This window comes from Ignavibacteriales bacterium (genome assembly GCA_016214905.1).
Lineage (GTDB): Bacteria > Bacteroidota > Ignavibacteria > UBA10030 > SZUA-254 > PNNN01.
In genome coordinates this window covers 71454-83991 of record JACRMQ010000008.1, presented here as the reverse complement: position 1 = coordinate 83991, position 12538 = coordinate 71454, and the positions used below count along the sequence as shown (strand labels likewise).

At 41.1% G+C, this 12538-nt stretch carries 11 protein-coding genes; 10 read left to right on the top strand and 1 reads right to left on the bottom strand.

Annotated features, from left to right (window positions below; genetic code table 11):
* The 10 genes from murG to HZB59_13205 all read left to right on the top strand — a co-directional run bounded on the left by murG (nucleotide 1) and on the right by HZB59_13205 (nucleotide 12073).
* Nucleotides 1-1122, top strand: a complete 1122-nt coding sequence (gene murG / locus HZB59_13250; GenBank protein MBI5022396.1) for an undecaprenyldiphospho-muramoylpentapeptide beta-N-acetylglucosaminyltransferase — start codon at nucleotides 1-3, stop codon at nucleotides 1120-1122.
* Nucleotides 1100-1606 carry a hypothetical protein gene (locus tag HZB59_13245; GenBank protein ID MBI5022395.1) on the top strand — a complete coding sequence of 169 codons (507 nt, stop codon included), beginning with the start codon at nucleotides 1100-1102 and terminating at the stop codon, nucleotides 1604-1606. The genes murG and HZB59_13245 overlap by 23 nt, the downstream gene beginning before the upstream one ends.
* Nucleotides 1607-1630: 24 nt before the next feature.
* A complete protein-coding gene (locus HZB59_13240; protein MBI5022394.1) occupies nucleotides 1631-1993 on the top strand; it encodes a sulfite exporter TauE/SafE family protein in 363 nt (120 codons plus the stop codon).
* Nucleotides 1994-2040: 47 nt separating this feature from the next.
* Nucleotides 2041-3429 (top strand): UDP-N-acetylmuramate--L-alanine ligase, encoded by a 1389-nt coding sequence (locus tag HZB59_13235; protein MBI5022393.1) that lies wholly within the window; start codon nucleotides 2041-2043, stop codon nucleotides 3427-3429.
* A gap of 15 nt (nucleotides 3430-3444) precedes the next feature.
* On the top strand, nucleotides 3445-4350 hold the full coding sequence (gene murB / locus HZB59_13230) for a UDP-N-acetylmuramate dehydrogenase (GenBank protein ID MBI5022392.1): 906 nt from the start codon (nucleotides 3445-3447) through the stop codon (nucleotides 4348-4350).
* Between the two features lie 26 nt (nucleotides 4351-4376).
* Complete coding sequence (locus tag HZB59_13225; GenBank protein ID MBI5022391.1) at nucleotides 4377-5150, top strand: FtsQ-type POTRA domain-containing protein; 774 nt, start codon at nucleotides 4377-4379, stop codon at nucleotides 5148-5150.
* A 44-nt stretch (nucleotides 5151-5194) separates the two neighbouring features.
* Nucleotides 5195-6433: a cell division protein FtsA gene (gene ftsA, locus HZB59_13220; GenBank protein ID MBI5022390.1), complete on the top strand. Its 1239-nt coding sequence runs from the start codon at nucleotides 5195-5197 to the stop codon at nucleotides 6431-6433.
* A 77-nt stretch (nucleotides 6434-6510) separates the two neighbouring features.
* The gene (gene ftsZ / locus HZB59_13215; protein ID MBI5022389.1) at nucleotides 6511-7686 is read left to right on the top strand and encodes a cell division protein FtsZ; all 1176 of its coding nucleotides are present in this window, start codon (nucleotides 6511-6513) and stop codon (nucleotides 7684-7686) included.
* Between the two features lie 273 nt (nucleotides 7687-7959).
* Complete coding sequence (locus tag HZB59_13210; protein ID MBI5022388.1) at nucleotides 7960-8634, top strand: DUF4159 domain-containing protein; 675 nt, start codon at nucleotides 7960-7962, stop codon at nucleotides 8632-8634.
* A gap of 19 nt (nucleotides 8635-8653) precedes the next feature.
* Entirely contained in the window at nucleotides 8654-12073 is a 3420-nt protein-coding gene (locus HZB59_13205) for a hypothetical protein (protein MBI5022387.1), read from the top strand.
* Nucleotides 12074-12095: 22 nt separating this feature from the next.
* Here HZB59_13205 and HZB59_13200 read toward each other — a convergent pair whose 3' ends face one another.
* Nucleotides 12096-12515, bottom strand: a complete 420-nt coding sequence (locus HZB59_13200; protein MBI5022386.1) for a YjbQ family protein — start codon at nucleotides 12513-12515, stop codon at nucleotides 12096-12098.
* Nucleotides 12516-12538: the final 23 nt, after the last annotated feature.

The window sequence follows — 12538 nt, the reverse complement described above, 5'->3', positions numbered from 1 at the left end:
TTGGCTCTGCGTGTTATGTTCGCCGGCGGCGGTACAGGCGGTCATTTGTTTCCTGCGATTGCTATCGCAGATGAATTAAAAAAAATAGAGCCGTCGATCGAAATTACATTCGTCGGAACTGCCGATAAAATTGAAGCACGCTTGGTACCGCAAACCGGATATGGTTTTCGAACCATCTGGATAAGCGGTTTTCAACGAAGATTAAAATTGAAGAATATTATATTTCCGATAAAATTAATTGTGTCAATATTTCAAACATATTCTATCTTGAAAAATATTAAACCCCATGTCGTTGTGGGAACGGGCGGTTATGTTTCGGGTCCCGTTCTGAGAATGGCTGTTTACCTTGGCGTACCAACGCTTATTCAGGAACAAAATAGTTATCCCGGTGTGACCACCCGGTTGTTGGCACCGCGCGTAGATGAAATTCATCTGACATTTGAGCAATCGATGAAATATTTCACCGGAATGAATAATGTTTATCTGACCGGCAATCCGACGCGCGGATTGCTTGAAGATGTCGATATGAATGCGGCTATGAAATATTTTGGATTCGAATCGGAAGATAAGAGAAAAACGATTCTTGTTTTAGGCGGCAGTCTTGGCGCCGAAACCATCAATCGTGCGATTGAAAAATTTCTGCCCCAGTTAGTTGAGACAGGATCTCGTGTAATATGGCAAACCGGAGCCGACAATTTTTCGACTTATAGTGATATAAAAAAATCGTTCGGCGCACAAACAGTTTCAGTGAATCCGTTTATCGAACGTATGGATTACGCGTATTGTGTTGCAGATGTTGTAATTTCACGCGCGGGCGCTACCACGATAGCCGAGTTGACCAGACTGGGCAAGCCGGCAATACTTGTGCCGTATCCTTACGCCACAGCAGATCATCAAACTGAAAATGCCCGTTCGCTTGCCGCCGCCGGGGCTGCTCTGGTTGTAGATGATTCAAAATTATTAATAGGACTTGATGCGGCGTTGAAGAAAATTTTGGACAGTCAAGTTATGACTGAAATGAGTGCGAAAAGTAAAAAATTCGGGAAACCGGATGCTGCTGCGAAAATAGCAAAAAGAATAATCACTCTTGCAGGTACGTATGGAAAATCAACCGATAACTAGCGGCGCGAAAATATTTAAATATAAGCTCGACTTTTATTATCAGCAGTCGTTATTGTACCTTGTCACTTTAATAATATATTCCGGTGTGCGAGGGACGTTTGATTTTGATAAGCTGCCGACATTAGTTACAGATCCGTTGTTATACATTATCATCCTTTTCGTGATAATTTCATTTATCGTGTTATTATTGAATCGTGCACGCGATCGTAAACTGATTGTCGGTCCCGATAGAATTATTTTCCACAATAAATACAGAAATCAGGAAATCTTGCTATCTGATATCGAATGGATGCACATCGGGCGCGAACGGCAGGTTCAAACGGCGGGTGCATCTCAGGTTGTTGTCTTTAAATCGAAAAGCAGAAGAAGATTATTCCGAATCAGAATAGGAAGATATGAACGGGATAAAGAGCTGCTTCAGGAAATGCATCGTATCGCAGAGTTAGTACCGAGAGGTAAGAGACCTGTTTTGGGGATACGATGATAAAATATTTTGAAAGGTAAATTTATGACGCAAACAGTTCAATATATTCTTCTCGGACTCGTAGGTGGAACTCTCGCCGGATTACTTGGAATTGGCGGCGCGATCATCATTATACCGGCGCTTGTTTTCATTTTCGGATGGCAACAGCATATGGCTCAAGGAACCACGCTTGCGATGCTCATACCGCCGATCGGGATATTAGCGGCTATTCAATATTACAACGCAGGTCACGTTGATTTGAAGGTAGCAGGCATACTGTGCATCGGATTTTTCTTCGGCGGATTTATCGGCGGTTATATTGCGAATCAACTTTCTCCCGACACACTGCGTAAAGTTTTCGGTGTTGCGTTGTTGTTGATATCGATTAAAATGATCATCGGTAAATAAAATATTTCAGCATAATAAAATTTTAAAATAAATCGATAGTTTCAATTATGTTCAGTTCAATTAAAAAAATACATTTTGTCGGCATCGGCGGTATCGGTATGAGCGGCATTGCAGAAATATTGCTCGACCAGGGATTTCAAGTGTCCGGTTCCGACAAGCAACTAAGCGAGATAACAGAACGGCTTCAAAAATTAGGCGCGGATATTTTCGATGGGCATAAATCGTCTAATGTTTCCGCCAACGTTGATGCACTCGTGTATTCATCGGCAGTCACCTTTGATAATCCTGAAATTATCGAAGCGCAAAAACGAAAAATACCGGTTATCAGGCGGGCAGAGATGCTTGCAGAAGTAATGCGGCTGAAATATGGAATAGGAATCGCCGGCACGCATGGTAAAACAACCACTACATCCATGGTTGGTCTTGTTTTGCTCGAAGGAAATTTCGATCCAACTGTAATCGTTGGCGGGCGGTTGAGCGGCTTCGGCGGTTCAAATGCGCGACTTGGTCATGGTGATTTTATCGTTGTTGAAGCGGATGAGTTCGACAGATCGTTTCTTTCAATTACCCCGACAATAGCAGTGCTCACTACACTTGAAACAGATCATCTTGATTGCTACCGCGATCTGGAAGATATAAAAGGTGCATTCATTCAATTCGCGAATAAAATTCCTTTTTATGGATTTGTTGTACTCTGTCTTGATGAGCCGGCATTGCAGGACATTATGCCGAAATTGAGTCAGAAAAAAGTCATCAGTTACGGTATCAATCCTCAGGCAGATGTGCAAGCGGTTGATATATCTCATAAAAATCACACTGTTACATTTACGGTTCTCCGGAATAATATTGAATTGGGGAAAATTATTCTGCAGGTTCCCGGTAAACATAATGTTCAAAATGCACTGGCGGCAATCACTGTTAGTCTTGAACTCGGGATTCCGTTTGAAAAAGTGAAATCCGGTATCGAAAAATTCACAGGTGTTATTCGGAGATGGGAATTACGCGGAGAAATCAACGGTATCAGCGTGTATGATGATTACGCGCACCATCCAACCGAGTGTAAAGTTACGCTCGCAGGCGTTAAAGCGGGGTGGCGGCGCAGAACGGTGTGTGTTTTTCAACCGCATCTGTACTCACGCACGCGTGATTTTTGTGAAGAGTTCGCGAAAGCATTTTTACTCGCCGATGTGCTCGTTGTTACTGATGTATATCCGGCACGAGAAGAACCGATACAAGGTATCACCGGTGAGATGATAATTGATGCCGCCAAGCAATACGGTCATAAAAATGCTCATTATGTTCCCGATAAAAATGAATTACCGAATTATTTGAAGTCGGTTTTGAAGAAGAACGATATTGTGATCATGATGGGCGCGGGTGATATCTGGAAATATTCGGAAAAATTGATTAAACAATTATCAACTGTGAACAATTAATAAATTATAAATACAGTGATAAATATTGACGACATAAAAAATTTTTTTCGCGGCGCGATACTTCTGAGCGAACCTATGAGCAATCACACAACTTTGCGCATCGGCGGACCGGCAGATTATTATTTTAAACCGGAAGATAAAAATGACGCCGTAGATATGATCAGGTATCTGCAGAAAAATAATTTCCCATTTTTCGCTCTCGGAAAAGGGAGTAATCTTCTTGTAAACGACGATGGATTCCGTGGCGCAATCGTTGACATCGAATCCGCATTAAGATCGATTTATATGGAGGGAAATCAAATTTACACCGAATCGGGTGTTGCCTTGAACCGATTCGTAGATTTTGCAATTCAACATCAGAAAAAAGGCGTTGAAATGCTCGCCGGGATCCCCGGCACGATTGGAGGAGCTATAGTTATGAATGCCGGTGCTTATGGCGGAGAGATTTCAAATTATCTCTGTAAAATTGAGGTACTGAGAAACGGAGCAATCGTTGTTCTGGGAAAAGATCAGATCGGATTTGCTTACCGCCGCTCTTCACTGATGGATACCGATGTTGTTTTGAATGGATGGTTCGAACTTCCGGAAGGCAATACCGAAGAGTTGATGAAAATCAGAAATGATTTGATATTACAGCGCAACCGGAAGCACCCTATCAGCTATCCGAACTGCGGAAGCGTATTTAAAAATCCGACAGGAACCCAGGCGGCGAAGCTGGTTGAAGATGCAGGATTGAAAGGAATGATCTGCGGCGCAGCACAAATTTCCGAGAAACACGGAAACTTCATCATAAATCTCGGCGGCGCGAAAGCAAAAGATGTTTTTTATCTGATCGATACCGTTCGAAAAGCAGTACTCGATAGATTTAACATTCAGCTCGAACTTGAAGTAAAATTACTCGGTTATTCACAAAACGTTTAAAAAGAAATATCGAATTAATGGAAACAGTGGAAACAAAAAAAGTTATAAGCACAGAAAAACGAATACGTCGACTTGGTATTTTTCTAACAATACCGCTGGTTGCCGTAATTATTGTTCTTTGTTTTCTCGGCGCTGAGTGGAGAGAAACGTTGCCGTTGAAGCGAATAATCATCGATGGTGCGCGAATTTTACCGGTGAAATATATTAATACATTATCCGAAATCAAGAACGGCACAATGTTGAATGATCTTAATCTAAATGATATTCAGAAGAAACTCAGTGTTGAACCGTTTATAAAAAATCTTTGTGTCACCCGGCAATATCCTGATGCGATTAATATTAATATAACTGAACGTGTTCCGATTGCTACGGTTAATTCACAACAATTAAGATATATCGATGATGATGGTGTATTATTACCGTACCTGGAAACCGCGGTAAAGCTCGATCTTCCGATAATAAATGGTATTAAGGGAATTGAGAATGCAAAGATCGGTAAAGCAATTGAGAATTCGGAAATTCAAGAGGCAATCCAAATTCTCCAAACTGCTATCGAAATCGATTCAACAATGTACCGCTTCATTTCGGAAGTGAATATGAAAAATGGTGATGATGTATTGTTGTTCTCAACCGAAGCTGCGATACCGATCATTATTGGTCGAGATAATTATCCTGCAAAATTACTCATGCTGCAAACATTCTGGAGTAATTATGTCAGAGCGCAAAATGCCGACCGATTGAAGCAAATTGATCTAAGATTTAATGATCAGGTAGTTGTTAAATGGGTAACCGATAATTAGAAATATGGAAGCTCTGTGAAAAATAGTGAAAGGTCAAACGAGGCATGGAACCTGAAATAATAGTTGGACTCGACATCGGCACAACAAAGGTGTGTGTTGTAGTGGCATCGATGGATGAAAACGCGAAGTTTAACATCCTCGGTGTTGGAAGAAGTTTATCCGATGGCCTAACACGAGGTGTTGTAACAAACATCGATAAAACCGTTCGTTCAATTCAAAGTGCAGTTTCGGAAGCAGAGGCACGGTCGGGGATTAAAATTCAATCTGTGATTGTTGGGATTGCAGGCGATCATATTCAAAGTTTTCAAAGCCGAGGTGTCATTGCCATCAGTGGTGTTGAGAATGAAATAACTCAGTCTGATGTTAATCGATTAATCGAAGATACTAAAAGAGTTGCTCTGCCGTCTGACCGGCGTATCATTCATGTAATCCCACAAGAATTCATTATAGACGGACAAGATGGAGTTAGTGATCCTGTTGGAATGTCTGGAGTGCGCTTGGAAGCGAATGTCCATATCATAACCGGACTAGTAACGGCAGCTCAGAATATTTATAAATGTGTGCAACGCGCCGGATTACATATCGGCGATATGGTTCTCGAACCACTCGCCTCAAGCTATGCTGTGCTGGATGAAGAAGAAAAAGAAGTCGGAATCGCGATGCTCGATGTTGGCGGCGGAACCACCGATTTAGCGGTCTTTGAGGATCGGACAATTCGATATACTGCTGTGATTCCAATTGCAGGCAGTCAGGTAACCAATGATATTCGACGCGGACTTGGAGTTTTAACCGAGCAAGCAGAAAAATTAAAATGCCAGTACGGTTTCGCATATTTACCCGGTGTTTTAGACGATGATCCTATCACGATTCCGGGAATTGGCGGCAGACCGCCTTTAGAAATCGATAAAAAACTTTTAGCACAGATAATTCAACCAAGAATGGAAGAAATATTTGAAATAGCAGCTATGGAAATTAAGCGTTCCGGATATTCACGCCATCTCTCTGCAGGTGTTGTGCTAACAGGAGGTGGCTCACTGATAAAAGGTGCGGCAGATCTGGCACGCGAAGTTCTCGGATTACCGGTGAAGATAGGAATTCCAGGCGGTTTCAACGCGGGTTTGGTGCGCGAAATTGAGAATCCGATTTATTCAACATGCGTTGGATTGGTGTTGCACGGACTTCGACATAAAGAGAAAACACCTCTTAATTTTGCCGAAGGCAAGAGAAGCGAATCGATTAAAAAAATATTCGGAAAAATGAAAAGTTGGTTCGATGAATTATAAAATGAAATTACTATTATATATAATTTTTTTAAATATTATTTACACATTCATTTCAAAACATAAAAGGAGATACGACAGTGATAGAACTCGATAACTTTTTTAACCAAGGAGCCAAGATACGTGTTGTTGGCGTTGGTGGCGGCGGTGGAAATGCCGTGAACAGTATGATCGACAAAAGGATGCAAGGAGTCGATTTTTTTGCGATCAATACCGATATGCAGGCGCTTGAACGAAACAAAGCGCCGAACAAAATCCAGATCGGAAAAAATTTAACACGCGGTTTAGGTGCGGGAGCCGATCCTTCCATCGGTCAACGTGCAGTGGAAGAAGATCGCGACGAACTTGCCCGCTCATTGGCCGGTAGCGATATGGTCTTCATAACAGCAGGAATGGGCGGAGGTACAGGTACCGGCGGCGGACCGATTGTTGCAAACATTGCCAAAAGCATCGGTGCGCTTGTTGTCGGTATTGTAACAAAACCTTTTGCCTGCGAAGGGAAAAAGAGATTAGCCCAGGCAGAAGCCGGAATTGAGGAAATGAAAAAGCAAGTAGATACATTAATTGTCATCCCGAATCAGAAATTGCTCTCGATTGTCGAGCGGAATACTCCGCTTCAGGAAGCATTCGATAAAGCCAATGAGGTGCTTTATAATGCAACAAGAGGTATTTCGGAATTAATTACAACACCGGGTTTAATCAATGTCGACTTCGCAGATGTCCGCACTATTATGCGTGAGATGGGCGATGCTTTGATGGGCTCAGGCCTTGCAACAGGTGAGAACCGTTCGATCGAGGCTGCACATGCGGCAATCTCAAGCCCGCTTCTCGAAGGTGTTTCAATATCGGGCGCTCTTGGTGTACTCGTTAACGTAACCGGCGGTCCAACTATGTCATTGGTTGAAGTTGATGAAGCTGTTAGTGTAATTCACGAAGCGGCCGGTGAAGAAGCCAATGTGATAATGGGCGCGGTAGTTGATGAATCGCTTGGCGAAGAGATGATGGTTACTGTAATTGCCACCGGTTTTAATAAGCGCGGTGTCGGAACAGTCCGGGTTGCGAGACCCGCGGCGAAAGTTATCGAAAGGATTCCCGCCGGTTTACACGATTTACAGAAATTTGAAGAACCCGCATACATTAGACGTGGCATTGATATTCCTTTGAATTCGATGAAAAACGATGAAGTAGAAACAGCACGTGCGGCGAATACAATCGATGTGGATCGTCCGGCATTCTTAAGAAAAATTATGGATTAATGGATTCCACGCTAATAGATTTTCATCAGTCTTTGGCAGAATTCGATTCATATTAAAAAAACACAAGGCGATTGAAAATTCTGAAAAAATAGTCGTCAATACATTTTCTGAATTTCGATTACCTATAACTAAATATCACTATCGTACACTCCTTGTTGGTGGTGCGTGCATTCGGTGCGCACTACCAATCTATTTATCCTCTCTAAATAAAATGATTTGGATATTTCTGTTGGCGTTTGCTTCTTCCATCATCATTTCATACATTTTTATTGTATGAAATATATTTTCGTTATAATTCTAATCATCATCATTGTATCTCAAGCTGATCTGTTTTCTCAGGTACCGTCTGTTAATAGTGCGTTTAAAATTGCCCGTCTCAAATATAACGGCGGTGGTGATTGGTACAACGATCCCCAAGAAGAGGTTAATCTTTTGAAATTTATCGGTCAGAATACATCGATAAATGTTGCTCCGGGATATGAGTTTGTTTCGATCGAAGACGATAAATTTTTTACATATCCATTTATTTTTATGACCGGTCACGGAAATATTGTTCTTAGCGACAACGAAACACACCGCTTGCGTACCTATCTTGAAAACGGCGGTTTCCTTTATGTGGATGATGATTACGGCATGGACAAATCTTTCCGTCGCGAAATTAAAAAAGTTTTTCCCGATCGTGATTTGGTTGAACTACCTCATTCTTTCGGATTGTACAGTTGTCAGTTTGATTTTTCAAACGGTCCCCCTAAAGTTCACGCCCACGATGAAAAACCTGCTCAGGGATTCGGATTGTTTCACAACAACCGACTTGTGTTATATTATACATTCGAATCGAATCCGAGCGATGGATGGAACGATCCTGAAGTTCATAACGATACTATGGAAAAGCACATCGAATCCCTACGTTTCGGAACCAACATAGTTGTTTGGGCGTTAACTCACTAAATCTTTAAATGCCATATCAATGAGCGCGCTAAATTCTCATCTTTCTGAAAATTATTCGGAACTTATCCGAAGGTTGAAGATCGCACAAAGAAAAAAACTTCGTGTAGCGTTCTGGTCGAAATGTGCTGTTGGAATTTCAATCCTCATAATTTTCATTCTTGTGTTATCGCTGTCCGAGGAATATTTTCACTTTTCGGGAACCGGACGATTAATACTATTTTATTTTTTGATTGTAGGCAGTGCCTTAATCATGGGGTGGTATATAGTTATTCCGTTCTTACGATTGAGTAGAGTGCTACGTATTGAACCGGCGCGGGAAACAGCCCGTCTTATTGGAAGCTTTTTCCCTGAAATAAAAGATCGTCTTATTGATGCGGTTCAAGTTTATGAAGATAAAAAGTATTTGCAAAACCATTACTCGGTTGAATTGATCGATGCGTCTTTTAAAGATCTTTTCGATGCGGTCGCTAAGCTTAATTTCGGTGAAGCTATCGATGAGTCATCAATTAAGAAGAGTGCAAAATATTTTTTTGTTGTATTATTTCTCTTTCTCATAACTAATATTATTTCACCTGCCATCTTGCTCAATCCGTTTTACCGAATAATTCATTATTCACAATCATTTTCTCAAAAGAAGTTAATCGAGTTCAACGTTGAGCCTGGAAATGTGGAAGTCGTTCGTGGTGCAGATGTCATCATAAAAGTGCAAGCGAATGTCGATAAAAATCAAGCCGTTATTTTATCTACTTGTCCCGCAGGACAGCATGTTTTCGAGTCTAACCAAATGAAGCAGAGAGCTAATTCTTCATTTATCACTACACTTAATAATCTCGTTTCCACAACCGAATATTATGCGACCGCCGGAGATGTCTCGAGTGAAAAATTTACAATAAAAGTAATCGATCGTCCGTTTATTCGATCACTTAACGTCACTATAACACCGCCTGCTTACACTCGGATGCAAAAAAGTTTTGTTGACGAGAATAGCGGTGATATCCGGGCTTATGCCGGTTCAACTGTCCACCTGGATATAAATTCCAATAAAGAATTGATATCGAGTTTGGTAATGTTTAATGATTCAAGTGTCGTAAATCTGAAAACAAACAAAATAAATGCCGCTGGAGATTTTATTTTAAGAAAGAATGGATCGTATAAAATAATTATAGAAGATGCATCCCGGCTTGTCAATATTGATCCCGTCGAATATTCTGTTACGGTAATTCCCGATGATTTTCCATCGATCGAGATTCTATCTCCGGGGAAAAATATCGATCTGACAACCCAGATGAATCTCAATTTACTTATTCGCATCAAAGACGATTTTGGATTCTCAAAACTCAAATTGTGGCATCGACTTGCACAATCAAAATATGAAAATCCGGCAGAAGAATTTTCTGCATTAAACTTGCCAGCATCCTCCTCTAACATAAATCAAGCGGATATATCTTACGACTGGAGTTTAGACGCGCTTAATCTTGTGCCGGAAGATATCGTTGCTTACTATGCCGAAGTATTTGATAACGATAATATATCAGGACCAAAAGCAAGTCGCACTCAAATTTACATTTTGAGATTGCCTTCGTTAGAAGAGGTATTCACAGATGTTTCAAACACTCAAGAGGAATCAATAGAATCATTAAAAAAGATCGCTGATGAAGCTGATAAACTTAAACGCGACATAGAAGATTTACAGCGGCAAACAAAAAGCAATAAAGATAAAGCGACATGGCAGCAACAGAAAAAAATTGAAGAAATGGTAAAACGCCATAGCGATCTGAAGAGGAAGCTTGAAGAAACAATTCAAAAGATGGATGAGATGTTGAAGAAAATGGATGAAAATAAGCTTCTTTCTGATGAAACGATGGAAAAATACCGTGAGATGCAAAAACTGATGGAACAATTAAACGCACCGGAATTACAAAACGCATTACGTAAATTGCAGGATTCAATGAAAAAGCTTTCATCCGATGAGATGAAACAGGCAATGCAAAAAGCACAAATCACGGAAGAACAATTTAAGCAGAGTCTGGAACGGACAATAGAATTATTAAAGCGGATAAGCATAGAGCAGAAACTTGATGAGTTAATAAAACGATCGGAAGAACTCATCAAAAAACAAAATACTCTTCAAGAAGCGACAAAGAAGAGCGGATCTGAAAATAATAAGGAAGAACTTGCTCAGAAGCAGGATGAATTGAAAAAAGATTTGGATGCTGTTGAGAAAGAAACAAAATCGCTTAGTGAAAAAATGGAAGAATTTCCTAAAGAAATGCCTCTGGATGAAATGGCGGGGGCGGAAGAGATGATGCAAAAAAATCAAACCGGTAAAAAGATGCAACAATCAATAATGCAGATGAAATCGGGGAATATGCAAAATGCTTCTCAATCGCAAAAAGACGCTGAGCAAGAAATGCAAGATTTTAAAAAACAGTTGGAGAAAACGAAAAAATCTCTTCTTGAACGTCAATCCGATCAAATCGTGAAAGAGATGCGACGTCAGTTGGAGAATGTTATAGAGCTATCGAAGGAAGAAGAAGCATTGAAAGACAATTCGCGTTCGCTAGATCCGAATTCGGTGCGGTTCCGTGAGAATACAAGAAAACAAAACGAAGCAATCGAAAACCTTGGTCGTATCGTCAATGCTCTTGCTGAGGTAGGGAAAAAAAGTTTTGCCATCAGTCCAGAGATGGGTAAGGAATTGGGTACAGCTTTGCGGCAAATGGGTGAGGCGATGCAGCAAATGGAATATCGAAATCCCGCGGGGACATCGCAAAAACAAAATGAAGCAATGTCGTCACTTAACCGCGCAGCAACGATGATGCAAAATGCATTGAGCAGTATGATGCAGGGGGGTAAGGGTGGAATGGGAATGGCAGGACTAATGGCTCGGTTAGAGCAGATGGCAGGGATGCAAAGCGGTATCAATCAAGGAACACAGCAAGCGATGAGCATGGGCAAGGGAGGCGGTGAATCTATCTCGGCTGAACAGGCGGCAGAGTACCGCCGACTTGCAGGACAACAAGTCGCTGCTCAAAAGGCGCTTGAGCAGCTTGCCGAAGAAGCAAAAAGTACTGGTGATTATAACCGATTGCTGGGAAATCTTGAGCAAATTTCGAAAGAAATGAAAGAAGTTGAAACCGATTTACAGCAAGGTAATGTCAATTCCGAAACAAAAGAAAGGCAGGAAAGAATATTTTCTCGCTTACTCGAATCAACTCGCTCGATGCGAGAGCGCGATTATGAAAAACGCCGCAGAGCGGAAGAGGGAAAAAATATCCCCAAAATAACTCCCGCAGAAATCGATCTTTCTACACAAAGCGGTCTTGATTGGCTTCGTGAAGAACTTTTAAAAATCCGGGAAGGCAAATATACTAAAGATTATCAAGACCTTATCAAAAATTATTTTGAGCAACTTCAAAAAGAAAACATCAAAAAATAGAAATTGATCAAAGCCGACTTGATCATTTCCCTATTATCTGGATGAACACTTCTCTTGTACGCGGACGATTATCGAAATCTACCAGTACGATCTGCTGCCATGTTCCAAGCTCAAGGGAGCTACGGCTTATCGGAACAGACAAAGAGGGTCCAAGCAGCGCCGCCCTCACGTGTGAGAAACCATTTCCGTCGCCCCACCTGGAATTATGTTCATAATGGGTATCTCTCGGTGCAATCTTCTCTATTACTTTTTTAAAATCCTGAACGACACCTTCTTCAAATTCAATTGTAGTAATTGCCGCGGTTGATCCCGGGACAAATACCGTCAACAATCCTTCGGTGATCTTTATTTCTCTGAGAAAATTCACGGCACTTGCTGTAATGTCTCTCACGTCGCTGAATCCTTTGGTAGTCGTTTGAACAGAGGTTGAATATATTTCCATATTTGATTCCTTATTAAATATTT